Annotated in this window: 32 protein-coding genes and 3 pseudogenes; 3 read left to right on the plus strand and 32 right to left on the minus strand. The window is 47.8% G+C overall.

Annotation, left to right across the window (positions count from 1 at the left end; translation table 11 throughout):
• The first annotated feature begins 750 nt into the window (after nucleotides 1–750).
• Both H6G96_RS35125 and H6G96_RS35130 read left to right on the plus strand, forming a co-directional pair.
• Nucleotides 751–912: a CopG family transcriptional regulator gene (locus tag H6G96_RS35125; protein ID WP_190918401.1), complete on the plus strand. Its 162-nt coding sequence runs from the start codon at nucleotides 751–753 to the stop codon at nucleotides 910–912.
• A 347-nt stretch (nucleotides 913–1259) separates the two neighbouring features.
• Nucleotides 1260–1517 carry a hypothetical protein gene (locus H6G96_RS35130; RefSeq protein ID WP_190918403.1) on the plus strand — a complete coding sequence of 86 codons (258 nt, stop codon included), beginning with the start codon at nucleotides 1260–1262 and terminating at the stop codon, nucleotides 1515–1517.
• 570 nt (nucleotides 1518–2087) lie between these two features.
• On the opposite strand, the gene H6G96_RS35135 is transcribed toward H6G96_RS35130, so the two are convergent.
• The 12 genes and pseudogenes from H6G96_RS35135 to H6G96_RS41880 all read right to left on the minus strand — a co-directional run bounded on the left by H6G96_RS35135 (nucleotide 2088) and on the right by H6G96_RS41880 (nucleotide 9591).
• Complete coding sequence (locus tag H6G96_RS35135; RefSeq protein WP_242063534.1) at nucleotides 2088–2369, minus strand: SDR family oxidoreductase; 282 nt, start codon at nucleotides 2367–2369, stop codon at nucleotides 2088–2090.
• Nucleotides 2369–2767: pseudogene (locus tag H6G96_RS35140) on the minus strand (type 1 glutamine amidotransferase domain-containing protein); the annotation flags it as partial. The pseudogene H6G96_RS35140 and the gene H6G96_RS35135, both read right to left, overlap by 1 nt.
• Nucleotides 2768–2934: 167 nt before the next feature.
• The gene (locus H6G96_RS35145; protein ID WP_190918406.1) at nucleotides 2935–3258 is read right to left on the minus strand and encodes an antibiotic biosynthesis monooxygenase; all 324 of its coding nucleotides are present in this window, start codon (nucleotides 3256–3258) and stop codon (nucleotides 2935–2937) included.
• Nucleotides 3259–3488: 230 nt separating this feature from the next.
• Nucleotides 3489–4244 (minus strand): SDR family oxidoreductase, encoded by a 756-nt coding sequence (locus tag H6G96_RS35150; RefSeq protein ID WP_190918407.1) that lies wholly within the window; start codon nucleotides 4242–4244, stop codon nucleotides 3489–3491.
• A gap of 49 nt (nucleotides 4245–4293) precedes the next feature.
• Nucleotides 4294–4374 carry a hypothetical protein gene (locus tag H6G96_RS35155; protein WP_199339834.1) on the minus strand — a complete coding sequence of 27 codons (81 nt, stop codon included), beginning with the start codon at nucleotides 4372–4374 and terminating at the stop codon, nucleotides 4294–4296.
• 21 nt (nucleotides 4375–4395) lie between these two features.
• Nucleotides 4396–5397, minus strand: a complete 1002-nt coding sequence (locus tag H6G96_RS35160) for an NAD(P)-dependent alcohol dehydrogenase (protein ID WP_041042803.1) — start codon at nucleotides 5395–5397, stop codon at nucleotides 4396–4398.
• A gap of 36 nt (nucleotides 5398–5433) precedes the next feature.
• Nucleotides 5434–5628, minus strand: a complete 195-nt coding sequence (locus H6G96_RS35165; protein WP_190918410.1) for an SDR family oxidoreductase — start codon at nucleotides 5626–5628, stop codon at nucleotides 5434–5436.
• Between the two features lie 48 nt (nucleotides 5629–5676).
• Nucleotides 5677–6432, minus strand: a complete 756-nt coding sequence (locus H6G96_RS35170) for an SDR family oxidoreductase (RefSeq protein ID WP_190918411.1) — start codon at nucleotides 6430–6432, stop codon at nucleotides 5677–5679.
• Between the two features lie 91 nt (nucleotides 6433–6523).
• A complete protein-coding gene (locus H6G96_RS35175) occupies nucleotides 6524–8752 on the minus strand; it encodes a prolyl oligopeptidase family serine peptidase (protein WP_199339832.1) in 2229 nt (742 codons plus the stop codon).
• 9 nt (nucleotides 8753–8761) lie between these two features.
• Nucleotides 8762–8980: a hypothetical protein gene (locus H6G96_RS35180; protein ID WP_190918413.1), complete on the minus strand. Its 219-nt coding sequence runs from the start codon at nucleotides 8978–8980 to the stop codon at nucleotides 8762–8764.
• A gap of 13 nt (nucleotides 8981–8993) precedes the next feature.
• A complete protein-coding gene (locus tag H6G96_RS35185) occupies nucleotides 8994–9290 on the minus strand; it encodes an SDR family oxidoreductase (RefSeq protein ID WP_190918449.1) in 297 nt (98 codons plus the stop codon).
• A gap of 157 nt (nucleotides 9291–9447) precedes the next feature.
• A complete protein-coding gene (locus H6G96_RS41880; RefSeq protein ID WP_242063536.1) occupies nucleotides 9448–9591 on the minus strand; it encodes a hypothetical protein in 144 nt (47 codons plus the stop codon).
• A 66-nt stretch (nucleotides 9592–9657) separates the two neighbouring features.
• Between H6G96_RS41880 and H6G96_RS41885 the strand changes: the two genes are divergently transcribed.
• Complete coding sequence (locus H6G96_RS41885) at nucleotides 9658–9846, plus strand: hypothetical protein (protein ID WP_242063537.1); 189 nt, start codon at nucleotides 9658–9660, stop codon at nucleotides 9844–9846.
• Nucleotides 9847–9910: 64 nt separating this feature from the next.
• On the opposite strand, the gene H6G96_RS35195 is transcribed toward H6G96_RS41885, so the two are convergent.
• From H6G96_RS35195 to H6G96_RS35295, 20 genes and pseudogenes are all read right to left on the minus strand, one after another.
• A complete protein-coding gene (locus H6G96_RS35195) occupies nucleotides 9911–10285 on the minus strand; it encodes a nuclear transport factor 2 family protein (RefSeq protein WP_190918416.1) in 375 nt (124 codons plus the stop codon).
• 116 nt (nucleotides 10286–10401) lie between these two features.
• Nucleotides 10402–10731, minus strand: a complete 330-nt coding sequence (locus H6G96_RS35200) for a salicylate esterase (RefSeq protein WP_190918454.1) — start codon at nucleotides 10729–10731, stop codon at nucleotides 10402–10404.
• A 164-nt stretch (nucleotides 10732–10895) separates the two neighbouring features.
• Nucleotides 10896–11642: an SDR family oxidoreductase gene (locus tag H6G96_RS35205; protein ID WP_190918418.1), complete on the minus strand. Its 747-nt coding sequence runs from the start codon at nucleotides 11640–11642 to the stop codon at nucleotides 10896–10898.
• 82 nt (nucleotides 11643–11724) lie between these two features.
• The gene (locus H6G96_RS35210) at nucleotides 11725–12501 is read right to left on the minus strand and encodes an SDR family oxidoreductase (protein WP_190918420.1); all 777 of its coding nucleotides are present in this window, start codon (nucleotides 12499–12501) and stop codon (nucleotides 11725–11727) included.
• A gap of 70 nt (nucleotides 12502–12571) precedes the next feature.
• Nucleotides 12572–12784: a hypothetical protein gene (locus H6G96_RS35215; RefSeq protein ID WP_242063538.1), complete on the minus strand. Its 213-nt coding sequence runs from the start codon at nucleotides 12782–12784 to the stop codon at nucleotides 12572–12574.
• Nucleotides 12785–12789: 5 nt separating this feature from the next.
• Nucleotides 12790–14337: a GMC family oxidoreductase N-terminal domain-containing protein gene (locus H6G96_RS35220; RefSeq protein WP_190918422.1), complete on the minus strand. Its 1548-nt coding sequence runs from the start codon at nucleotides 14335–14337 to the stop codon at nucleotides 12790–12792.
• Between the two features lie 102 nt (nucleotides 14338–14439).
• Nucleotides 14440–15045, minus strand: coding sequence for a type 1 glutamine amidotransferase domain-containing protein (locus tag H6G96_RS35225; protein WP_347242317.1), 606 nt, complete (start codon nucleotides 15043–15045; stop codon nucleotides 14440–14442).
• A gap of 291 nt (nucleotides 15046–15336) precedes the next feature.
• Nucleotides 15337–16707: a cytochrome P450 gene (locus H6G96_RS35230; RefSeq protein WP_190918424.1), complete on the minus strand. Its 1371-nt coding sequence runs from the start codon at nucleotides 16705–16707 to the stop codon at nucleotides 15337–15339.
• A 102-nt stretch (nucleotides 16708–16809) separates the two neighbouring features.
• A pseudogene (locus tag H6G96_RS42985) lies at nucleotides 16810–16908 on the minus strand (type 1 glutamine amidotransferase domain-containing protein); the annotation flags it as partial.
• A 334-nt stretch (nucleotides 16909–17242) separates the two neighbouring features.
• Nucleotides 17243–17383, minus strand: a complete 141-nt coding sequence (locus H6G96_RS35245) for a hypothetical protein (RefSeq protein ID WP_206757689.1) — start codon at nucleotides 17381–17383, stop codon at nucleotides 17243–17245.
• 116 nt (nucleotides 17384–17499) lie between these two features.
• Entirely contained in the window at nucleotides 17500–18453 is a 954-nt protein-coding gene (locus tag H6G96_RS35250; RefSeq protein WP_199339833.1) for an NAD(P)/FAD-dependent oxidoreductase, read from the minus strand.
• Nucleotides 18454–18620: 167 nt separating this feature from the next.
• Nucleotides 18621–19376, minus strand: coding sequence for an SDR family oxidoreductase (locus H6G96_RS35255; RefSeq protein WP_190918428.1), 756 nt, complete (start codon nucleotides 19374–19376; stop codon nucleotides 18621–18623).
• Between the two features lie 82 nt (nucleotides 19377–19458).
• Nucleotides 19459–20214, minus strand: a complete 756-nt coding sequence (locus H6G96_RS35260; protein WP_190918431.1) for an SDR family oxidoreductase — start codon at nucleotides 20212–20214, stop codon at nucleotides 19459–19461.
• Between the two features lie 82 nt (nucleotides 20215–20296).
• Entirely contained in the window at nucleotides 20297–21070 is a 774-nt protein-coding gene (locus tag H6G96_RS35265; RefSeq protein ID WP_190918433.1) for a glucose 1-dehydrogenase, read from the minus strand.
• A gap of 162 nt (nucleotides 21071–21232) precedes the next feature.
• A complete protein-coding gene (locus H6G96_RS35270) occupies nucleotides 21233–21853 on the minus strand; it encodes a nuclear transport factor 2 family protein (protein WP_190918435.1) in 621 nt (206 codons plus the stop codon).
• Nucleotides 21854–21949: 96 nt separating this feature from the next.
• Nucleotides 21950–22147 (minus strand): annotated as a pseudogene (locus H6G96_RS35275) (SDR family NAD(P)-dependent oxidoreductase); the annotation flags it as partial.
• A gap of 52 nt (nucleotides 22148–22199) precedes the next feature.
• Nucleotides 22200–23159, minus strand: a complete 960-nt coding sequence (locus H6G96_RS35280) for a type II CAAX endopeptidase family protein (RefSeq protein ID WP_190918439.1) — start codon at nucleotides 23157–23159, stop codon at nucleotides 22200–22202.
• A 30-nt stretch (nucleotides 23160–23189) separates the two neighbouring features.
• Complete coding sequence (locus H6G96_RS35285) at nucleotides 23190–23546, minus strand: AraC family transcriptional regulator (protein ID WP_190918441.1); 357 nt, start codon at nucleotides 23544–23546, stop codon at nucleotides 23190–23192.
• A gap of 235 nt (nucleotides 23547–23781) precedes the next feature.
• Nucleotides 23782–24339 carry a thioredoxin domain-containing protein gene (locus tag H6G96_RS35290; protein ID WP_190918443.1) on the minus strand — a complete coding sequence of 186 codons (558 nt, stop codon included), beginning with the start codon at nucleotides 24337–24339 and terminating at the stop codon, nucleotides 23782–23784.
• A gap of 263 nt (nucleotides 24340–24602) precedes the next feature.
• The gene (locus H6G96_RS35295) at nucleotides 24603–25235 is read right to left on the minus strand and encodes a response regulator transcription factor (RefSeq protein ID WP_190918445.1); all 633 of its coding nucleotides are present in this window, start codon (nucleotides 25233–25235) and stop codon (nucleotides 24603–24605) included.
• Nucleotides 25236–25238: the final 3 nt, after the last annotated feature.

Here is a 25238-nt window from a genome sequence, read left to right on the forward strand (position 1 = left end):
GGTTTGCAATAATGCCTCTACTTGTTTTTCTGGAGATTGCTTTTGCGCCATGTGATATATTCTACGGCGCTATGTGCATCTATCTACTTTTTATTTTTTGCACTACCCCGATTTATTGAGCGGATACCTAGTTTTGATGTCTAATTAATAATTTGGTATTATACCAATTTTGTATGAAGTTGCATAGAATAAAAAGGCTAAAAAGCTTGCTTAGTAAGCATTCTAGCTTTAGACAGTTTTATGCAGCTTCACAATAATTTGGTATAACAGATACTGAAGAACCAAAATTATTAAACCTTAAGCAAGCTAGAAAATTTTCTAGCTTGCTTAAGGTTTCGTTAAGTTATAGAGTTAAATATAGTGCTTGAATGAAAGTCTATATCCAGAGTAGTTAGTCAATTTCACCTTTGGGTAAAGAGCAAATGAATATTAGATGCAATTGTATGAAGATAAGGTTTACTAAATCCAATTGGCAATACTTGCTGATTATACGCCTCTTGCAAGGCTCACTCCAATTTCGCTTTGCTTAACAATATTTACAAAAAATACAAGCTCATTTCAAATGTTCTAAAGTTCATATAAATGATTTATCAGTGAAGTTTTGGGCTACAAGTAAATACTCTGGTGAAGGATGTGCTAAAAATAGTTTTACGGCAAGTATGCTGTGGTTAACATCTATATATTTGTTAAGTATTACACTTGGCATTTAAAGTCTGGATAATTCATTAAATTTAATTATTAGGGCAAGTCATGAACAAAAAATGGGCTATCAAACGAATCACAATAAATCTCGCATCAGTTGAAAGCGAAAAACTTGAACGATATTGTGTAATGACAGGTAGACCTGCAACTGATGTGATTCGGGAGTTGATTCGCTCTCTCTCCATAACCGAGTTATCAGCGTCTGAATAAGCTACCCCATGAAGCCCTAACGGGAGTTGTACACAACCAATCGGCAGATATTATTGGTTAAGTAAAACACCATAATATTGACCTGCACGACATACACAACGTATATACGTCAACTATTCGTTGTGTTGTCAATACTGCAAAATAGTCGAAAGCAATGCATATATGCAACACGTTCTCGTGTTGCTCTCCATTTTCTTAATTAATTAGTCAAAATTAGCAGTATTTTTACTTGCATCTTGCACTAAATTTTTATTTCTCTTCAATGACTAAAGGTTTACCTCTTATTCATTGTGCTTTGAATACTATAAGTAATTTGAGATATTAACTATGATGATTAGGACGAAATAATGGACGAAGCTAATTTTGAAGACAAATACAACTTTCTTTACTCTCGTAATCGGTACTACGGCCAGATGAAGCCAGAAAACTTAGTATTCAATACCAATTTACAAGAATTTGCTCAAAAGGTCGGTTACATTTCTGTTTTGGAAAGTAATGGTCAGCTTGACCCGTCCGAGTCTTACAACCAAATAAAGGCACTTTGGAAACAGTTGAAGGACAGTCAGAAAGAATTGAGAATTACTAAATCCTCACCATCTGCTTAAATTTACTTTAATTCTGACAGCCTTAAGCATTCCCGCTCTCTATAAATTGAACAAACCTTCGATACCCCACAATTAATAGTGTTGACTTCACAGATACTCCAAATCATGTTTGTTCAATTCATTTTTGCTCAACCCCTTAGAGTATTTCTGCTTCCAAGTAGTTCAGCTCCTTTAGGACGCTTGCTTAAAATTTATTAAACCTTAATGCTCCTAGAAAAATTTTTAGAGGCATTAAGGTTTCTTTAAATTATAGAGTTAAATATTTTTCAATTCACTAATTTTACCAAAGCTCGACAACTATTATAAATTGTTATTTTAATTGAGTTCTATATTGTAAAAACAGAACTCTTCTCCTGGATTTACCCTTCGGTTTCAGGCAATCCTCCTAATATATTAAGTATTTATACTTAATTAATATAGTAAATTTTTTAGTGATGTCTACGGTGGGCTGTTTGGTGTCGCCTTTCCCTGAATAACTAATTATTTTGTGCTACGTTTTCAATTTCAAAATGGCGATTAATACCCTATTTATTTCAAAATGAGAATTGCTGATCTCGCACTGTCGTTCGACTACTGCGCTACATACCCACCATCTACCATCAACGTTTCACCTGTTGTGAACGATGCCAGGTCAGATGATAAAAACAGGACTGCATTTGCAACTTCAAGCGGTGTTCCAATTCGCCCGATCGGGTGAAGTCCTGCCAAGTAAGCTTTAGCTTCATCCTGCCCACCTGTAGCTGCTTCAAACATATCTGTTTCGATTGCTGCTGGCGCAACGACATTGATGCGAATACCTGCTTTGGCATATTGGAGCGCAGCAGCTTTTGTTAAGCCTACTACCGCACACATCAAACAGAGCGAAGCAACTTCAGCAACTCTTCCGCTGCGGGTTCCGAAGAGGCCGGATTCTGTCCGGTCACGAGCTTCCCGTCCACCTGGACATAGGGGACCCAGTTGACGGTTTTACTGTAGATGCTACCCCGTTCCTTTAGCCGATCTTCCAACAAAAAAGGTACGACCGCGGTCAAGCCCACCGCTTCTTCTTCTTCATTCGTGAACGCGGTTACGCGCTTGCCTTTGATTAGATACTCGCCGTCCTTTCCGCGCACATTGATCAACGCAACCGGCGCGTGACACACTGCACCGACTGGCTTGTCCGCCTTCACGAAGGCTTCGATCAGTGCGATGGATGTTGCGTTGTCGGGTATGTCCCACATCGGGCCATGGCCGCCGGGGTAGAAGACTGACCGTCTGTTTGTTCTGCTCAAGTTTATCCGTCATCCGTTCCACACCTCACATCACCCAAAACGCCCAACGGCTCAAATCAGCGACGACAAAGAAACTCGAACGCAGCACTAGCGGCTTGAGACCATTTGCTGCATTGTTAGGTGACCGCTCTGGACACAGCACCCATTTAGATTGGCGTGAGGACGAGAACTGCTCGCAAAGCTGCGTAGAATGGTTGGCTGCGTTCCAGGTATCGCTGGTAGAAGGGCAGTTGCAGGCTCTCGTTCAGGTACTCGTTTCCGTTACGCCAGCGCTCGGACAGCACAAACATCCCAGGCTGATCGGCGACCTCACCGACCTCAAGTGAGATGCACGCTTCCAAACGGCGGGCTTGAGGCAGGATCTCCCGGAGTTCTTGATGGAACTCCTCGCGGTACTCAGGCTGAATCATGAGCGTGTTACTCATCATCAGTTCTTTGTCAGAGACTTGTGGCATCTTTTCCTGTGGCATTTGTGTTTCTCCTTCGACTCTGTTCGATGGGAAGTTTATAGGTGGACTTCTACACGCGATCGGGTAGTGCTTTTTAACTAGTAGTCTGCCAAGAGAACTTTGCGTGGTGGCAGGCAGGGGGGCTGGGGAAGATATTGAGGCTGGGGAGGAATTTTCTCCCCCTGCTACCCCCGCTCCCTCTACTCGACCTACACGGCAATTTTGGGTTGGTAAACTACTAGGAAGCAATCTTAGATTTGTGTGAAGCCACCATCGACGAATAGCTCAATGCCGCTTACATAGCTGCTGTCATCTGAAGCTAGAAAGACAACGGCTTTGGCGATCTCGTCGGGCGTACCAGCTCGTCCCAATGGGACATTTTTAGCTAGGTTCGCCACCAATTCTTTCAGTTGCTCTTCACTGAGTCCCCAGAGAAGATCGTAAGCGGGAGTCGGAATGAGACCAGGGCTGACCACATTCACTCGAATCTGGTAGTCTTTGAGGTCGACTATCCAGGTGCGGGCGAACGATCGCACGGCGGCTTTGGTGGCGCTATACACGCTGGAAGCTGGAATACCCTTGATGGAAGCAGTTGAGGCATTCAGGATGATGGAAGCGCCCTCTGGCATCAGCGGCAGTGCCTTCTGCACCGTGAACAGTAGACCCTTGACATTGGTGTTGAAGGTTTTGTCAAAGTGTTCTTCGGTGATCGATCCAAGCGGGATGAATTCACCACCGCCAGCATTAGCAAAGATTACATCCAAACGACCTTGCTCTTGCTCGATCGTGGCGTAAAGCCGATCGAGGTCTGCCAGATTTGAGACATCGCCCTGAATGCCAGTAACGTTCTTACCAATCTCGTTTACAGCAGCATCAAGTTCAGTCTGACGACGACCCGTGATAAAGACATAGGCACCTTCGGCGACAAATCGCTTAGCAGTGGCAAGTCCGATGCCGCTGGTGCCGCCAGTGACAAGCGCAACTTTTCCTGAGAGTTTTTGTGACATCGTGTTTTCCTGGTCGAGTTTAGGGATTACAAATTTGATTACGTCTCGTTCAAGCGGTATAGCCGCCATCAATTTTGAGGCTCGCGCCTGTGACAAAGGCGGCTTCAGGACTGGCAAGATAAAAGACCATGCCAGCCACCTCGTCACCCTGTCAGTGTTTCAACACAATTCGATATCGAGCTTTTCCTGCTTCAAGATGAGCGATTGCTTCATTCACTTGACTAAAATCAAAAGTTTCTGTGACAGGTTCAATCCCATGACGAGCTGCAAAGTCGAGCATTTTTGCAGTTGTTGTCGGGCTACCAATAAGACTACCCGATAAGGATTTTTGCCCAAGAATTATGGGGAATGCACCCATCTGAATCGCATTCGGTACGACTCCAACAAAATGTAGCCGTCCTTTGGGACGCAGCGCGTTGATGTATATTCCCCAATCTAGATCTGCATTCACAGTTGAGAGAATAAAGTCAAACGAGTTGGCGACATCCTCAATTGCTTTAGTATCGCGAGAGTTGACGAAGTGAGTGGCTCCCAACTCACGGGCTTCAGACTCTTTATCAGGATTTGTCGAAAACGCAGTGACATCACATCCCCAAGCTTGTAGGAACCGTAATGCTATATGTCCCAAACCGCCAATGCCAATTACACCGACTTTATCAGTTGGCTTCACGTCGAACTGAACAATTGGGTTAAACACGGTAATGCCACCACAGAACAGTGGTCCTACCTTAGCTGGATCAATTCCTTCTGGCAGAGGAGTGACCCACTCTTCATGTGCCCGTACCTTGTCAGCAAAGCCTCCATACCGACCGACGATAGTTCGCTCTGCTGTTAGACACAAGTTGTGATCGCCTGACATACACCGCTCGCAATGCATACAGGAATGGGAAAACCAACCTAATCCGACTCGCTGACCGATTTTAACGGTTGTCACACGATTGCCAACGGCTGCAATGGTTCCGACTACTTCATGACCAGGAATAAGGGGATACTGGCTAATGCCCCAGTCATTTTTTAGCATACTCAGATCGCTGTGGCAGACCCCACAGTACTCGACATTGATTTCTACTTCTTCATCTTTTAGCGCACCTGGATCATATTCAAATGGCTCCAGTAATCCGCCTGCTGTTTTGGCTGCATAAGCGTGAATCATGCTTGTTCCCTTCCTGAGTGTATTTAGACTGGATTCTCACTCCAGTTGTGACAAAACTTTCTTGGTAGCGGTAAAGCCGCCATCAATTTTGAGACTCGTACCTGTAACAAAAGCAGTTTCAGAACTAGCAAGATCAGAGACTATGCCAGCCACCTCGTCACCCTGTCCGTAGCGACCGAGGGCAATCATCTTGATCATGGCTGCGGCAACGTCTCCATCTGCGGGATTCATATCGGTGTCGATCGCTACTTGGTCGCAACGTGTCGCACTGCCGAGCGACTACTGCGCTACAGCCCCACCATCTACCAGCAATGTTGCACCTACTACGAACGATGCCAGGTCAGATGATAAAAACAGAACTGCATTTGCAACTTCAAGCGGTGTTCCAATTCGTCCGATCGGGTGAAGTCCTGTTATGTAAGCTTTGGCTTCATCCTGCCCACCTATAGCTGCTTCAAGCATATCTGTTTCGATTGCTCCTGGTGCAACGACATTGATGCGAATCCCCGCTTTGGCATATTGAAGCGCAGCCGCTTTTGTCAAGCCTATTACTGCACTTTTACTCGCGGTGTAGAGGGGGAAGGTAGGAAATGCAACGACTCCATTCGCAGATGCCGTATTGACGATTGAACCGCTTCCCTGTTTCAACATCTGAGCAATTTCATATTTCATCGACAACCAAACGCCTTTGACATTGACGTTCATCGTGCGCTCGTATTCAGCTTCTGTTTGCTCAATCAGTGAGGGGTTTTCGCCGACCGTTGCTGCATTATTAAAGGCAATATCTAACCGACCAAAAACGCCAACTGCTTTATCAACCATTGCTTTAACATCGGCTTCTTTCGTGACATCGGCTTGCACAAAAATCGCCTCTTTGCCAGCTTCCTTAATCAATCGAACAGTTTCTTCACCTTCATCCATTCGACGACCCACCACCACCACCTTTGCTTGTTGTTGGGCATAAGCGATCGCAGTTGCACGACCAATTCCTGAAGTTCCGCCAGTGACTAACGCCACCTTATTCTGAAGTATCATCCTGTTTCTCCTGTTCTATTTTCATACAGCATGTTGATCTCCTGCGTTGCTTCATGTCCGTTTATCGGGGTGTTCTGCTGCTGTGCTCCGATCATTTCCTATTCCCAACATCCAGCCCTGTCCAGTGAGCCGCAAAAGCCCACATATCTGCCGTTTCCTCGATGATCTTGTCGGTGGGCTTGCCTGCTCCATGTCCCGCGCGTGTCTCAATGCGGGCAAGGTGGGGCTTGGGTCCGATATTTGCCGCTTGGAGCGCGGCAACATATTTGAAGGTGTGTCCCGGCACCACGCGATCGTCTGTGTCGGCAGTGGTGGCAAGGATCGCGGGATATGCCTTGCCAGACTCAATGTTGTGATAAGGCGAATAGCTCAAGAGGTTACGGAAATCCGCTTCCCGTGCCGGAGACCCAAACTCGTCTACCCATGTTTTCCCGCTCGTGAACTGGTCGAAGCGGAGCATGTCCATGACACCGACCTGGGGCAGCGCGGCAGCGAACAAATCCGGTCGCTGATTGACCACTGCGCCGATCAGGAGTCCGCCATTCGATTCGCCCTGAATTGCCAAGCCGTCTTGTGGCGTGATTCCCTGCGCCTTCAGATACTCGCCCGCTGCGATGAAATCGTCGAAGACATTTTGCTTGTTCTGACGACGACCTGCTTCGTGCCATCCTTTGCCATATTCAAAGCCACCGCGAATATTGGCGATCGCGTACACTCCGCCTTGTTCGACCCACCCCAGAGAATCCAGCGAGAAAGCAGGAAGTATGGGAATTCCAAATCCCCCATAGGCATAGAGCACGGTTGGTGCCGGACGGGTCACATCCTTGCGTCGGACGATAAACATCGGGACACGGGTGCCATCCTTTGACGTATAGAAACGCTGTTCGACTGCGATCTGACTGAGATCGATTGCCACCTTGGGTTGTGCCCACACCCGCGCCGTGTTGCTGGCGACATCATATCGATAGATCACGTCCGGAGCGTTAAAGCTGGTGAAGATGAAGAAGGTTTCCGGGTCGTCCTGTTTGCCCTTAAAACGGCCAGCGGTGCCGATACCGGGCAGCTTCACCACACCATCAGCCTTGCCATCGAGCGTATAGCGTCGAATTTCCGTTTTCACATCAACCAGATAGGAGATCAGCAACCGTCCGCCGACCAGCGACGGATTGAGCAGAACCGAATCCTGCTCCGGCACCACATCCTCGATCGCTGGGTCGGCAGCGGCGATGTCCATCGTCACGACCTTGAAGCGCGGCGCGTCCTGGCTAGTCATGAGGAAGAACTTCGTCCCCACATTGCCGATGACGCCCCATTGATTATCGAGATTATCGATCAGCTTGCGGGGTTTCCAGTCGGCGCTCTGGAGATCCACCACGGTCAGTGTGTTGGTTGCTGAAATGGGCGTAGAAGCGATCGCGAGATAACGCCCGTCTTCGGTGATGCTCAAATCATGCAGCATATTCGGCTGATCCGGGTTTGTATAGACCAGTCGATCTTGCGCCTGGGGGGTGCCGATCGCATGAAAATAGACGGCATGGTTGGCTACGCTTGCTTGCGATTCGGTGCCCTGCTTCGGTTCAGGGTAACGGGCGTAGAAAAAGCCAGATCCGTCCTTCGTCCATGGGATGATTCTGGTGAATCTTACCCATTTGACCTCATCGTCGAGTACCTTGCCCGTGTTCACGTCCAACACTCGAATCGTGCGCCAGTCGGTACCGCCATCCTGCACCGCATAAGCCACGCGCTTGCCATCATCAGAAGCTGACCATTCAGCAAACGCAGTCGCCCCGTCCTCTGCCCAACTGTTGGGATCGATCAGCACGCGCCCTGCGTTATCCACGCTGTCGCGGACATAGAAAACCTGTTGGTTTTGAAGTCCGGAATTATGGAGGTAGAAATACCGCCCCCCCTTTTTGACCGGAATGTCGAACCGCTCATAGTTGTACAACTGTTTCAGTCGGTTCTTGAAGATATCCCGACCCGACAGCGTATTGAGATAAGCATTGGTGACTTTGTTCTGCGATTCGACCCAAGCGGCGACTTCTTTGTCATTGCGGACATCGTTTTCCAGCCAGCGATAGGGGTCAGCGATCGTCTGTCCGAAATGTTGCTCGACGACATCGACTCGCTTGGTTTCAGGATTGGTGATTGTAGGTGACATTGCTGTGGACTCCGTGCAGGCGGAGGCGAAATGGGTGGTAAAGAGTAGCGCGATCGCGAAAAGGGTTGCGCGGCGCATTGGTATCTTTTGAAACGAGAGTCGAAATCCAAACAGGTCGAATTCCAGTACTTCTCGTCGTGGTTTTGCCGTGTTGAACATGGCATTGACCTACGGAAGAATGCCGTCTTTTTGTAATTGCTCCTGGAGCGTTTTCGGCAGGCTTTTAATGTTGCAATCTTTTGGAGAATTACCCTCATAGCGCCAGGACTGAATTTCTCTAGAGCGATCGAACTCGACATTGATCTCACAGAAATCACGATCGACAATCGTGTTGCCCCCGGTAATCAATGTAGTTCTCTCGCCTCGACGGTTCCGGGACTCATTCACATAGATCGGCTGCTTAAACGCCTGTTCTCGATCCGTTCTGTAAGAATTGAGCAATTTCTGCTGCTTCACCGACACGCGCCATTGGAGATCTAGAGACAAGAGCATCTACCGTAATTCCCAATAGCTCTAATGTGCGATCGTTCATCTCAGTGTCAATGAAACCAGGACTAACGGCATTCACCCGGTTGCCTCGTTTGGCATAGTCGAGTGCTGCCGATCTCGTCAGTCCCATCACTGCATGTTTGCTGGCAATGTAGGGAGATGCCTCTGGGAATGCGATTAGACCCCCGACCGATGAAGTATTGACAATTACCCCTGCAACGCCACTTTATCTTGAAGTATGATTGTGCTTCTCCTAGTATTAATTTCGTTGCATTGATCTGAAGTGTACTGAGTTCCAATGCTTGATTTCTTCCAGATTCTTATGGTGAAGAGCAAGTTCGTTTCGGTATCATCCGATTTAGCCATCAATTTTCAGAATTCACTTGCCATGTAATAGCAATGATTTCTGCAAACACTAAGACAACTAATAGCCTCGAAAACGCTCGTAAAATGGCTTCTATCGTCCAGTTCTGACTCTGAACATCCCAGATCATCCAAACAATGTTCATTCCAATCACCAACCAGGGTAGAATTACCGCTGAATTCCGTCTGCGATAGAAGCGGATCGTCGTCTCGTGCCAAAATGGGAAGGTGCTGAGGAGACAAACAATGTAGGAAGCTCCTGCACTGACGAACAAGCTTGTTTGAAGACTCGAAAGCAGGTTCGGGTATCCAAGTGCGATCGCAAAAAGATATCTGCCAAGGCAGATCGCGATTTAGCCTGCTGTATATCAACCATCGATCGCGCTTGGGTTGCCCAGTGATATAGCTAGCAGCATCAGAGCAGAGAAACACAACCGCTTGAGCAATTTCCGTTGAGTTTACGGGTTATTCGCTACTCGCTGATACAGGTTCCATATACAAGCGTGCCCACTCGATCTGATCCGCTTGTACACCAACAATAGTCACGCCGCGCATACCAAACTGCGTACCATCACGATGGGTGCCGAACCAGTACCACTCAGCCCAAGCCGTGTCACCCTCTACTGCCGAACGGAGCAACTCTGAGTGAAAGTCTGGGATGGCGTGGAAGATGCCAGACCAATTCTTACGGGCATTCTCAATTCCCTCGATCTCTCTCTCAGGATGGAGTGGATGATTGCCCTGAAAGTTGGGTGCAAAGCAGGCTAAAAGCGCTTCCAGGTCTTGTGCGTTCTGTGCTTGTTGCAGTCGCTCTATGACGGCGATTTGTCTAGTTTCCATAATTTCTCCTTGTTTCTCTCCGTGTTGTAAATTGAGTCACTCAACGGTATTCAAGCTATTTTTCTACTTCTCAAAGAACGGCAACTCGTTTATTTTGTTATGAAACCATCATGTTGCTAGTCCCGTCCTGCCACAATAATCTTTTCTGCTAAACCAATCGGGTTAGAAAACATCACCTCATGGCTACCGGGCATTTGCACGAACCGAAATTGCCCTAAGCGGTTAGACATCCTGGGATGCCATCCCCACTCGCCTTGAGGTAAAGCAGTGTCTTCTGTACAGTAGAGGTAACTTTTAGGAATGGGCAGCGAGTAAAACTGCCTCAAGTCCAGCTTGTCAATCCACGGTTGATACGGTTCAGGGGATAGTTGTGCGTAACTCGATCGAGCCAAATCGAGGTCAGCATCGTTGAGAAACGCTTCTCGCCAAATCTCAAACGGCATCATCACTGTGTTATCGTCCGATTCTCTAACTAGCTCGTCGAGTAATGTTTGAAGATGCGGTGGAACGTTATCTCTAAGGCTCTCTCCATCGTTGAGGACAAAGGCATCGAAGAAGATGAGCCGTCGAATGCGATCGCAAGGAGATATCTGCCAAGGCAGATCGCGGATTAGTTCGCTGTAAATCCACCATCGATTACCAAAGGTTGTCCCGTGATGTAGCTGGCAGCATCAGAACATAGAAAAACAACCGCTTGAGCAATTTCTGCTGCTTGCCCCATGCGCCCCATTGGTACCATAGACGCGAAATCATCAGTCGAGCCACTACTCAGGCGATCTATCATTGCAGTAGCAATCAGTCCAGGATTGACAGCATTAATCCGAATACCTTGTTTGGCATAATCGAGTGCAGCAGAGCGCGTCAGCCCCATTACCGCGTGTTTACTGGCAACATAGGGAGATACTCCTGGAAACGCAATTAACCCACCCATTGACGAATTATTGATAATCACACCTGATTCTTGGTTCAGCATCTGTTGGATTTCATATTTCATACACAAGAACAGCCCCCGCACATTAATCGACATCAGTTTGTCAAAATCCTCAATCGATTGTTCGTGCAGTGGTTTGAGAGGAGACTCAATCCCAGCATTGTTAAAGGCACAATCGAGTCTGCCGTAGGTGGCGATCGTTTTCTCGACTAAAGCTTGAACTTCTGCTTCATCGGATACGTCTGATCGCACAAAGAGGCACTCTGCTCCGGTATCGCGAATCAGTGCAGCAGTTTCTTCACCTTCTGCCTCCCGTCTCCCGGAGAGCACCACTTTTGCACCAGCTTCCCCGAACGCAACTGCGGTTGCACGACCAATTCCTGAAGTTCCGCCAGTGATAAGCACCACTTTATCCTGAAGTATCATTCTATTTCTCCTAAAATTAAGTCCGGTTGTTCTCTCTTGAAATGGATTGATTCACTGTGAGTCCACCATCAAAAATCAAAAATTAACTCGCTGTATATCCGCCATCGATCGCGAACGGTTGCCCTGTGATATAGCTCGCAGCATCAGAACATAGAAAAACAACGACTTGAGCGACTTCTTCTGCTTGAGCAATGCGACCCATCGGTACCATCGCGGTAAGATCGTCAGCCGTGATGCCCATTTTCATCAAGGCACGATCGAAACTCTCAGTCGCAATGCCGCCAGGATTCACCGCATTAATCCGAATGCCCTGCTTGGCATAATCAAGCGCAGCCGATCGCGTCAGTCCCATCACTGCGTGTTTGCTGGCAACATAGGGAGAGATCCCCGGAAGCGCAACAAGACCATTCGTTGACGAGTTGTTCACGATCACGCCTGCGCCTTGGGTCAGCATCTGTTGAATCTCATATTTCATACATAGAAATAGCCCTCGCGCATTGATCGACATGATCTTGTCAAAATCCTCGATCAATTGTTCGTGCAACGGTTTAACAGCCAGATCAATCCCAGCGTTGTTAAAGGCACAATCGAGCTTGCCGTAAGTAGCGACCGTTTTTTGCACCAGGGCTTGCACATCCGCTTCACTCGATACATCTGATTTGACGAACAAGCATTCCGCTCCAGTCTCGCGAATCAAATCAGCCGTTTCTTCCCCTTCTACACTGCGTATGTCCGAGAAGACCACTTTGGCTCCCGCAGCACCGAAGGCGATAACTTCGTTAAGCTTCGCTAACGCGGTTGCTCGACCAATTCCCGATGCGCCACCAGTGACTAGCGCCACTTTATCCTGAAGTATCATTCTATTTCTCCTAAAATCAAGTCTGGTTGTTCTCTCTTGAAATAATCATGAAATCGCTTTAGAAAAAAGCTTAGACAAATCTTGCTAGCATTAGGCTAAGAGCAAAGGAAAAGGCATGAAAGCTGACATGGGATAACATCGCAGCCTCAAGCGAGTATTGCCAAAAGAGCCAACCAAAAGCAATGCCAGCAATCCCATTCAGTAACAACGCCCGAATAATCACAACTGGAGTGAGTGGAACTATCGCGGCAGTTGCGGGCAGGTGTAAAAGCCCAAATACCAACGCGGCTAGAACGATTTTTTCCTGATTAAATCTGCCGCTTTCTCACCAATCATGATGGTCGGTGCGTTTGTGTTTCCTGTTGTGATCGTTGGCATGATGGAAGCATCAACGACACGTAATCCTTGAATTCCATGTACTCGGAGTTCAGGATCAACCACTGCCATCGGATCAGTTCCCATTTTGCAAGTGCCGACCGGATGCCCCAGTGTGCTAGCAGTGTCCCGAATGTATGCTTCAAGGGCTTCATTACTCTGAATGTCGGCACCCGGAGCGATTTCTGCACCGCGAAACTCATCCAAGGAACTGGTATGAAGTAATTGCCGCATTAATTTAATTGAGAAAACGAACTTTTGCACATCCGTTTCACTTTGCAGATAGTTCATCTGAAACTGGGGTGGATCTGTGGAATCAGACGATTGGGCAAAGCCCACGCTACGCGAACGCAAGCTAACACTACCGACATTTTGCAGATGGGTCAACGTGACAGCCCCTGTAAATCCGAACTCAGCGGGAGCATAGCCAGGGGGAAGGAACTGGGTAGGATTGAACAAGAACTGCAAATCAGGTGCAACCTCCGAATTGACCTCGCTATGCAGGAATAGTCCAGCTTCTCCAATCCCGCTCGTGCTTGCGTAGTGTAGATCCTGAGTTGCTTGATACACAATAGGAACGAGAATATGGTCTTGCAAGTTTTGACCCACACCGGGTCGATCGGCTACGACCGGAATATTGAGCGATCGCAGTTCTTCTGCATTACCAATTCCAGACAACATTAGTAGTTTCGGCGAATCGAACGCACCTGCTGATAAAATCACTTCCTGATTGACCTGAACTTGATGCCGGGTTCCTTTGTGTAGATATTCCACTCCAACGGTGCGGGTTCCTTCAAATAACAATCGAGTTACCAATGCTCCAGTGGTGACGGTCAAATTGGAACGCTGGAGAATGGGTACAAGAAAAGCCGCAGCAGCACTATGCCGCTTGCCATCTTTAATCGTAACTTGATAGCGTCCTGCTCCTTCTTGTTGCTTAGCGTTGAAGTCAGGGTTATAGTCATATCCGGCTGCGACGCAAGCCTCTACAAATCGTTGAGCGATCACAGTCGGCGCAATCAGATCGGTTACACTCAGTTCCCCATCAATTCCATGAAATTCAGATTCACCTCGTGAGGAGTGTTCCGATTTTTTGAAATAAGGTAAAACATCCTGATAACTCCAACCCAAATTTCCCAATTCCTTCCAGTGGTCATAATCATGAGGATTGCCTCGAACATAGTTCATGAAATTAATCGAACTGCTGCCCCCCAGAACTTTGCCACGGGAACAGAACATTTTGCGGTGATTCAGGTAGGGTTCTGGCTCGGAGAAATAGCCCCAGTCCACATCAGTTCCTAACAGATTGATACATTCTGCTGGAATGTGAATCTCTGGTTTCGTATCTGGATTGCCTGCTTCGAGAAGTAACACAGTTGTTTCAGGATCTTTGGTCAACCGATTGGCAACCACGCAGCCTGCCGAACCTGCGCCGATCACAATGTAGTCGTAGTGAGTCATATTCTCCTGGTGGAGTTTGGGGATTACAAATTTGATTACAGATCGTTCAAGCGGTTAAGCCGCCATCAATTTTGAGGTTCGCGCCCGTGACAAAAGTTCAGCTCAAACAGAGCGAAGCAACTTCAGCAACTCTTCCGCTGCGGGTTCCGAAGAGGCCGGATTCTGTCCGGTCACGAGCCTCCCGTCCACTTGGACATAGGGAACCCAGTTGGCGGTTTTACTGTAGATGCCACCCCGTTCCTTTAGCCGGTCTTCCAACAAAAAAGGTACGACTGCGGTCAAGCCCACCGCTTCTTCTTCTGCATTCGTGAACCCAGTCATGCGCTTGCCTTTGATTAGATACTCGCCGTCCTTTCCGCGCACATTGATCAACGCAACCGGCGCGTGACACACTGCACCGACTGGCTTGTCGGCTTTCACGAAGGCTTCGATCAGTGCGATGGATGTCGCGTTGTCGGGCATGTCCCACATCGGGCCATGTCCGCCGGGATAGAAGACTGCGTCGAAATCGTTTGCGGACACGTCGGCTAGCTTTTTCGTGTTGGCAAGTTCAGCCTGCGCTGCGGTGTCTGTGCGGAAGCGCTTCGTTAATTCGGTCTGGAACTCGGATACCTCGCTTTTCGGATCGAGCGGCGGCTGACCGCCCTTCGGTGAAGCCACCGCGATCGCTGCTCCCGCATCCTTCAGCACGTATCCCTCTTCTGTCACTCTCCGGTTTTTCGTATGATTAGTAATTCCCAAAGACAAGGTATGCTGAATCATGCAGGGGTTGGTGATCGCATTTTGACCAATTTCGTATCTTCAAGAATTTCTAATCAGAAAAAATTGTCCGATCGCTTGCTATGTCTACGCTCTGGGATTCAGAAAACGCAAGGTTTTTCGGAAAGTGACAGAAGAGGGATAAATGCGACCTTCATTATCATTTTCACAACAGGGCATTGACACCTAGCTCAAGAATGAGGGATAGGTCAGTTAAGGAGGGCTAAGGGTTTTTCCTCGTTAACGCGAACCTGTCATCACCATCCGTACACCATCAGAGGGGGTAAAGGTAAAGCCACGACGTACAGAGCGAACTGGACGCTTATCCGCAAGCACCAGGTTAGCCCGTGATAACACTGTTGCTAGTACCAGTTTCATTTCAAACAGGGCCAAAGCAGAACCAAGACAGCGACGGTTCCCGCCCCCGAAAGGTAGATACTCATAAGGCGAGAACTGACGTTCTAGAAAGCGCTCTGGCTTAAAACGCTTTGGCTCTGGGTAGATACTTGCATTCTGGTGGGTCAAATAAATACAAGGAGCTAGCACCGTACCCGGTTCAAGTTGATAGCCCATCAACTCTAGCGGTGACTTCACCGTTCGAGAGAAGGAAAACAAGGCAACTGGGTAAATACGCAGCGTTTCACTACAGACTGCATTGAGATAAGGAAGTTTGGCAATAGCGCTTGGGTCTAAGTCTGGGCTAAGTGTATCTAGCTCGCTCATAAGCTTCTCACGAACCTCTGGTAAATGGTGAATCCAGTAAAATGCCCAAGCTAGAGCGGAGGCGGTGGTTTCGTGACCGGCAAAAAGCAGAGTCATTAAATCATCTCGTAACTCTTCCTCTGCCATCGGTTGACCCTCTTCATCCCGCGCCGAAATCATTAAGCTTAGGATATCTTCACGAGATGAGTTGGGTTGCGTTTGCCGCTCCCGAATCTCAGCGATTAGGAGTGCATCAATTTGCTGTTTTTGGCGCAGAAAACGTCCCCAAGGACTCCAGGCTCCTAAATCTTTTTGAAGAAACTTGACCAAGAGAAAGCTGGAACGCAAAGGAGAGTTAAACGAATCTAGCCAGGAACCCAGAAGTTGCCTGAGTTGCTCGAATCGCTCTCCCTGATCAATCCCAAAAACAGCGCGTAAGATGACGCGCAGAGTGATTTCTTGCATGGATGAACGAACACAGAAGGGCTTACCAAGCGTCCACTGACTCATCACTTGCTCAGTGATGTCACAAATCAACTCAGCATAGGTTCGCATCCGTTCCCCATGAAAGGGAGGCATCAACAGCTTTCGCCGACGCTGGTGCGGAAGCCCATCAAGCTGTATCAGTGAGTATTCCCCCAGTAAAGGTTGCAAAATCTTGGTTCCGGTGTCAAACAGGCTTAGGTCAGCGGTAAAGACCTCCTGAATCGCCTGCGGATCGCTCAAGATTACAGTTGGGGGAAATCCAGGCGATCGCATTGTAAAAATATCGCCATAGCGCTCTCGTGCAGCGTCCAGATACTCCAAGTAGTAAAAAATTTTCTGGATTATTTGCAGAAATCCTGGACTTTGTGGACCATCAGGCAGGCTTGTAGTATTTTTCGATTGGTTTTCTGTAAGTCTAGTCATGCTTAATTCTCCTATTGATAGCTAAAGGCAGAAGGCTTTTATGTTTATTACTGGTGCGTGATCGTTTCAACCGTTAATTTTGTCCTAACCTTTATGGCGACAGCTATAATAGGGAGCAGCAAACTCTTCCAGCCAGAAACCAGTTTTCTTTCCGGTATCGCCAAGTTGGTCATGAGACGTGAGAACAATGAGAATCTTCATAGCAAACCTCTTTTTTAAGAACTCAAACACGGCCGAGTGTGTAACCCTGACTTAACGTGGTGAATCACAGAGTTTTTTCACAAGTTAGAGATGCGGCAGGACACTGATTAATTTTCCTGTTGTAGGAAGTCCAGTAACATGGGATTGACCTGATCAGCGTGAGTCCAGTTAATGGCGTGCGCTCCGCCAGGAATGACAACTCAAATACGAAACCCAATGCATCAAATTACTCGAAGCCGATAAACGTAAGCTTGTATCAGGAATGATGCAAGGATTGGTCTGGTTGAGAGATCGGGATTACATCTCCTAAAAGCAATTTGGTAACTCATGAAGCTTACACAGGTTCCATATACAAGCGTGCCCACTCAACCTGATCCGCTTGTATGCCAAGAATAGTCACCCCGTGTCCTCCGGTCGTGGTGCGATCAGCAAGGATGGTAAGGTAAGAACCAAAAAACCACAAAGATTGCATCATTAGATCGCTCTGTAGACTTGATATGTAATTAACACGCATGACTTTCCCTACTCTCTTGGTCTATGAAACTAGACCAGCCACGATGCTTGTTCTGATAAAGATTGAATCACCTTGATTTAGACGAAATCTTCCATAATCAGAGAGTGATTTAAGCCGCCAGCAGCAACGCTACCCTGAAAAACAGCAACGGCGATCCCTTGCATGGGTGAAGTGATGTCACCTGCCGCATAAACGCCTTTGACGCTAGTTTCGTTGAAAACATTGGTCGTCTTGATTAAATTGAATTCATTCAACTCACAGCCTAACTTTTCAGCTAGGTTTGAACGGAGTGTTTGCTTTAGTCGGATCAGTATTGCGCGACGCGCAATTTTCTCGTTTGTCTCAAAAACGATGTTTTCTAATTGTCCGTTATCGCCTTCGAGTCGGATAATTTTCTCTTCGCGAACAAGGATTTTGTGGTTTTCCAACAGTGTCCTTTGATCGGCGGTTAGATCGGCTTTGCCGTTGGTGCAGAGGACTAAATCAGCACTCCAATTTTTCAGCAATGCCGCCATTTCAATGCCCGTTTCGCCATTTCCAACAATGGCAAGCGGCTCGTCGCGCACTTCCCAGGCATGGCAATAGGGACATTGAAATACGCTTTTGCCCCAGAAATCACCAAAGTTTTCGAGAGCTGGAAATTCATCCATTACCCCGAAAGCCAGCAAAATTTTGCGCGTTTTTTTTATCGTGCCATCCTCAAACACAACTTCAAATTGATTGCCGGATGGGTTGATTTCCTTGACCCCGATCGCTTGAAATTCAACGCTTTTATAAGGTTTGAGTTGGTCGCGCCCGATGCTCAAAAGTTCATGCGGACTGATACCATCGCGGGTGAAAAAGCTGTGCGACTCGTGTGCGGGAGCGTTACGCGGATTCCCTTTGTCGCAGACTAACACTCGACGGCGACTTCTGCCTAAAAGCAGTGCCGCACTGAGTCCAGCGGAACCGCCACCGACAATGACGCACTCGTAAATCTCTTTGTTTTGGTTCATCATCTTTTTCTGTTCTCCAACTTTGGAGATAATCATCAACTCCTAAGTTCTCTTTGTCTTAGTTCACTTGAGTGTAGTCAGTTCCAACACTCAACTTCTTGCAGATTCTTATGGAGTTTCCTATGGAATTAGCGAACCTATTTCAGTGTTACTTTAGTGAGTCGCTTGAAGTGCTGTATCAAACGTTTCGCACTGCCTTTCGACTACTGCGCTACATACCCACCATCTACCATCAACGTTTCACCTGTTACGAACGATGCCAGGTCAGATGACAAAAACAGAACTGCATTTGCAACTTCAAGCGGTGTTCCAATTCGTCCGATCGGGTGAAGTCCTGTTATGTAAGCTTTGGCTTCATCCTGCCCACCTGTAGCTGCTTCAAGCATATCTGTTTGGATTGCTGCTGGTCCAACGGCATTGATGCGAATACCTGCTTTGGCATATTGGAGCGCAGCAGCTTTTGTTAAACCTACGACCGCATGTTTACTCGCGGCGTAGAGGGGTTGGATAGGATATGCAACGAATCCAACCGTAGATGCCATATTGACGATTGAACCACTTCCCTGTTTCAACATCTGAGCGATTTCATGTTTCATCGACAACCAAACGCCTTTGATATTGACGTTCATCGTGCGCTCGTATTCCGCTTCTGTTTGCTCAATCAATGAGGGGTTTTCGCCGACAGTTCCTGCATTATTAAAGGCAATATCTAACCGACCAAAAACGCTAACCGCTTTATCAACCATTGCTTTAACATCGGCTTCTTTCGTGACATCTGCTTGCACAAAAATCGCCTCTCCGCCAGCTTCCTTGATCAATCGAACAGTTTCTTCACCTTCATCAATTCGACGACCCACTATCACCACCTTTGCTTGTTGTTGGGCATAAGCGATCGCAGTTGCACGACCAATTCCTGAAGTTCCGCCAGTGATAAGCACCACTTTATCCTGAAGTATCATTCTATTTCTCCTAAAATTAAGTCCGGTTGTTCTCTCTTGAAATGGATCGATTCACTGTGAGTCCACCATCAAAAATCAAAAATTAACTCGCTGTATATCCGCCATCGATCGCGAACGGTTGCCCTGTGATGTAACTGGCAGCATCAGAACATAGAAAAACAACGACTTGAGCGACTTCTTCTGCTTGAGCAATGCGACCCATCGGTATCATCGCGGTAAGATCGTCAGCCGTGATGCCCCTTTTCATCAAGGCACGATCGAAACTCTCAGTCGCAATGCCGCCAGGATTCACCGCATTAATCCGAATGCCCTGCTTGGCATAGTCAAGTGCTGCCGAGCGCGTTAACCCCATGACGGCATGTTTACTCGCAACGTAAGGAGATGCCCCTGGAAGAGCAATCAACCCTTCAATTGAGGAGTTATTAACGATCACGCCCGATCCTTGAGTCAGCATTTGCTCAATCTCATATTTCATGCATAGAAATACTCCTCGCACGTTAATCGCCATGAGGTTGTCAAACTCTTCGATCGGTTGCTCGTGTAGCGGTTTTCCGGGTGATTCAACGCCTGCATTATTGAAGGCGCAGTCGAGTCGTCCATAGGTTGCGACTGTATGAAGCACTAATGCTTTGATGTCTTCCTCATTCGAGGCATCTGAATGAACGTATAAGCATTCAGCGCCTGTTTCACGGATTAGTTTGGCAGTTTTTTCTCCTTCTGCATCGCGTCTGCCTGAGAATACTACCTTTGCTCCAGCAGCACCGAATGCGATCGCAGTTGCTCTGCCAATTCCTGTAGTTCCACCAGTGACTAACGCCACCTTATTCTGATGTATCATTCTATTTCTCCTAAAATTAAGTCCGGTTGTTCTCTCTTGAAATGGATCGATTCACTGTGAGTCCACCATTAACGATCGAAAATTAACTCGCTGTATATCCGCCATCGATCGCTAAAGGTTGTCCAGTGATGTAGCTCGCAGCATCAGAACATAAGAACACAACCGTTGCAGCAATTTCTTCAGGTTGACCCCTATGCCCCATCGGGATGCTCGACGACACCATCGAATCAAACTGCTCTAAAGTCATGCCCATCTCTTGGAGGCTCTTAGGAGTAAATATTTCTGTGCCGCGAATATAGCCAGAATTGACGGCATTAATCCGAATCCCTTGCTTGGCATAATCGAGCGCAGCAGAACGAGTGAGACCCATCACAGCATGTTTGCTCCCAGTATAAAGACCCATTCCAGGTACCCCGATCAATCCCGCTACTGAAGAGTTGTTGATGATGACCCCTGCTCCTTGAGTCAGCATCTGTTGAATTTCATATTTCATGCATAAGAACACACCCCGCAGGTTAGTTGCCATCATGCTGTCAAAGTCTTCAACAGACTGCTCGTGTAGTGGCTTTGGGACTGTACCAAATCCAGCGTTATTGAAGGCAAAATCTAGCCTTCCGTAAGTTGCGACTGTTTTCTCTATCAGCGCCTTAACCTCTGGTTCACTCGATACATCCGATCGCACAAACAAACACTCCGCTCCTGTCTCACGAATCATCGCAGAAGTTGTTTTACCTTCTGCGTCGCGTCTGCCGGAGAACACGACTTTTGCTCCGGCAGCACCAAATGCGATTGCGGTTGCTCGACCGATGCCCGATGTTCCACCAGTCACCAAAGCAACCTTGTCTTTCAGGATCATGATAGTTACCTCTTGTTGTGAATGGCTGTGTCACTTTGTCAAAAACTCAATGAGCAATACGTGTAGGAGCCAGCAATAAGAAGCACCTCCTACAACCAGGATGAGTACGATCCTGGTTGCAAAATGGCGGGTTTAGGCATTGATATTTGCTGGCTCCTACACTTAGTCGCGATTGGCTTCGCCACTGCCCCTTGGGCAATCGCTGGCACGATCGATCAGTGCGTTTGAGGGCAAGCTCGGATCAAGTACCTTGCGCGCACTGTCAACCCCTACAACGGGCAGCGTACCAGGATCGAGCAAGCCAAGTTGAATCAATACACTCGCCTGATCCCAGTAGATGTGCTCATGGGCTAGCTTGCCGTCACGGAACTGGACGATCGCTACTACTGGCACTTCCACCCGTTTCCCGGTTGGAGCAACGCCAGGTAGCATCCAGTCCATCTGGATCGTATGAGTGAACGTAGCCGCCATTTCATCGACAAGTTGATCCGTTCCGATCGTGCGCGAAATCGGAACTAGCTCGAGGTCTGGCGGGATCTGTGGAATGAGGTATTTGGAATAAAACTCGCGCAGTGCTGGTTTCCCGACTCCCCCAGTCATTACCGGGATGTGGTTAACGTAAGCATCTTCAACCATCGTAGCGAGGGCATCTTCAGTACTGTGAGTGCCAAACTCGTACTGTAAATGCTCTTCCCAAAGTGCTTGCAAAGACTCCTGGGCTGGTGTCAAATTGGTAGTTGCTTGTAAAGAAGCTTGTCCGTCTACAGTTTGCTCTTTGACCATGATTAAATACTCCTGGTTCTATCTATCTAAAGTGTCTTGAGTTCCAATGCTTGACTGCTTTCAGATTCTTGTGATGTTAGTGAATTTGTTTCAATGGACGTATAAGCATTCAGCGCCTGTTTCGCGAATCAGTTGGGCGGTTTTTTCACCTTCTGCGTCGCATCTACCGGAGAACACGACTTTTGCTCCAGCAGCACCGAGCGCGATAACTTCGTTAAGCTTCGCTAACGCTGTTGCTCTGCCAATTCCCGATGTGCCACCAGTGACTAACGCCACTTTATCTTGCAATATCATTCTGTTTCTCCTGTTTCAATCAAGATTGACCTTCAGCAACGAACTGACGAGATCACCGACGACCAATCCGATCGCTTTGGGAAACGGGTTCGGATGCCTTATCGCGTTTGAACACCTTGTAGGCGATCGCTAGGAACACGGGTAATGCAACCAGCACTGATAGCGCCCCGTAGGTCGCGTGGTATTCGCTGACTGTGAACAGGGCTGGCGTGGTCACGGCGCTTCCGGCTATGTTGAACAGGAGGAAGCCGACGATGTTGTTCGCGAAGTGTACGCCGATAGCAAGCTCGGTGGTTCCGTCAATCAACGAGACTACAGTCCACACCAGACCCGGAACGAGGAAGTAGTTGGAAAAGACCGTGAGCCAGCCGCCCGCGATCGCCTCCGGGTTTAGGAGGTGTGGTACGGTGAAGATCACGGCTGACGTGAGCGCCAGAAAAACGCGGTTGGTCGAGATCATGCTTGCCCCCTGCACGATGTACCCGCGATAGAAAAGCTCCTCAGTGGTGGTCTGGATCGCGGTGAAGACCAGCGCGATCGGCACGAAGCGCGCGAACGCCGCCAGGTCGGAGTTGAAGGAAAAGGTGTCGGGGTAGAAGAGGTACTGTCCCAGCACGCCTATCAGACACACTGGAACGAACCAAGCCACAAACCCCTGGCCGACGCGACGCCAGCTTATCTTCTCCCGCGCCGTGACCAGCGTCCGGGGGTGGCGGCGGTGGATACGGGTAACGGCGATGAGAACCCCCACGAGGAAAAACGCGAAACCTGCCATAACAAACAGGAACTTCCCGAAGGGACCAAGCACAGAGTAATCCGGCTGGCCGCTGAGCGCGATCGCGACGAGGACGCCGGCGCCAGTCCCGACCACCAGCCACGCAAAGAGGATGACCACCAGCCCCAGAACATACCGCCACCCCCGATATTTACCCCACCTCGCAGCCTCCACGTAAGTCGTGTCTTTCACTTCCGTTCCGCTTCCCTGCTTTCCTGTGATTGCTTTAAACTGCATCTTTGTCTCCTTGACTCGTGCGTGATCGAGTTAGCGAATCTGTTTCGGCGTCATTCCAGTCAGGCGCTTGAATTGTTGCGTCAGATGGCTTTGACTGGAGAAGCCGACTTGTAGAGCGATGTCGGAGATTGCTAAATCTGTTTTCGACAGCATCAATTTTGCTCGTTCCACCCGCTGTTGAATTACGTACTGGTGTGGAGCAATCTCGATCGCTTGTTTGAATGCACTAGCAAAGTAAGTCGGGCTAAAATTAAGAGTCTCTGCCAGTTCAGCCAGTGACAAGTCTCGATCGAGGTGAGTCTGAATGTAGTCGAGTACTTGTTGCAATTGGGTGCGCGTTAAGCCTTTGTTCTTGAATTTAGTGGTTAACGTTGTAGTTGTTAGCATGGTTCAAAAATTGGCAAGTTGTTCAATAAAACAGGCGAAAGCTAGCGATCGCGCATTCGATCACTTACTAGAACACCGATTCAGTATTCAGAGTCATGACGAAAAACTCGGGTTTCTTTTAGGTACAAGAAAGAAACTGTGGTTGAAATGACCTAAAAATCCGGTTTTTCAACCTCGCGTTTTATTAGTGAATCGGTGTTCTAGCACTAACAAACAAGTCAGATATGAATAGAGCTTAGTGACTTGCAGCGACAATGGCTGCCGTCAACTCTGTTATTTTCCAGCGTCCGGTATACCGAATGTTATTGATGAATAGGGCTGGAGCAGCCGTTATTCCACTGTGCAATCCACTTTCGATATCTTCATTGATGCGATCGACATGCACTTGTTTAGACAACTCTTTGAGAAATTGAGGGATATCAAGCCCTAAATCGTTGGCGTACTCTACAAGATAACCATTTTCTAGCTTCTGTTGATGGGCAAACAAAGTGTCGTGCATTGACCAAAACTGTCCTTGGGCAGCGGCGGCTTCAGCAGCTTGGGCGGCTCGTTGAGCTTGGGGATGAATCTGTGCTTGCGGAAAATGACGGAAGATCAAGCATAAATAATCTTCTCCAAAAGCAGCACTAAGCTCTCGTTTGATCACTTTAATTATCTTGTAAACGTCTGCACTGACAGAGCATTGATAATCTCCATACACTACCAGCACCACGTCGGCATTGAGTACACCTTGCATGTGATCCTGTGTTGAAGCTGGAATAGATAACAAACTACGGTCTCGGTCTTGATTCACTTGAACACCTCTGAGGGAAGCAATGGTAATCGCAAGCGATTCAACCCTCTTTCTGCGATCTAGATGAAGCAAACTCAATGCTGTAACTCAATTACTATTCGTGTTTGCCTAGAATTAAATATAGGCAATTGCCCTCTCACTTGTCGTCAACTGAGAGTTGCAACTTTTGCTCACCAAAGCGAATGATGAATCAGTCCCTCTGTCAATGTCATCATCGCTCCAACTCTGGTTGGACTCCGGAGTCAAACTAAAGGGTGACTCGCTTACAAACTGACAATGCCGCGTTTAATCGCAACAATCACAGCCTGGGTGCGATCGCTCACGCCCAACTTACTTAAAATTCGATTGACATGGGTTTTGACAGTATTCTCACTAATACTTAAAGCAGTCGCAATATCTGAATTGCTCATCCCTCGTGCCATTAAGCCCAGTACCTCTAACTCTCGTTCCCTGAGTTCTGGATTATTCAGACGCTGCACCAGTTTTGCTCCCACGTTTGGTGGAATGTATTGCTGACCACAAGCAACGGTGCGAATCGCATTCAGCAACTCATTAGATTTAGTATCCTTAAGCAGATAGCCTTGAGCACCCGCATGTAGTCCGCGATAGATATCTTCATCTCCATCGTAGGTGGTTAGCACAATAATCCGGGCAGGTTTAAATTCAGCACAGATTGCGCTGATGGCTTCCACCCCACTAACTTGCGGCATTCGCAAATCCATTAGCGTTACATCTGGTTGATGTTCCCGAAAGCGATCGATCGCCTGTTGCCCATCTTCGGCTTGAGCAACTACCGTCATTTCTGGATCGCGGTTAATGATGGTTGCCAATCCTTGCCTGACAATGGAATGATCGTCAGCAATTAGAACCCGAATCAGTGTGGATTGGCTCGTCATGAT

This window comes from Nostoc sp. FACHB-892, from assembly GCF_014698795.1.
Taxonomy (GTDB): domain Bacteria; phylum Cyanobacteriota; class Cyanobacteriia; order Cyanobacteriales; family Nostocaceae; genus Nostoc.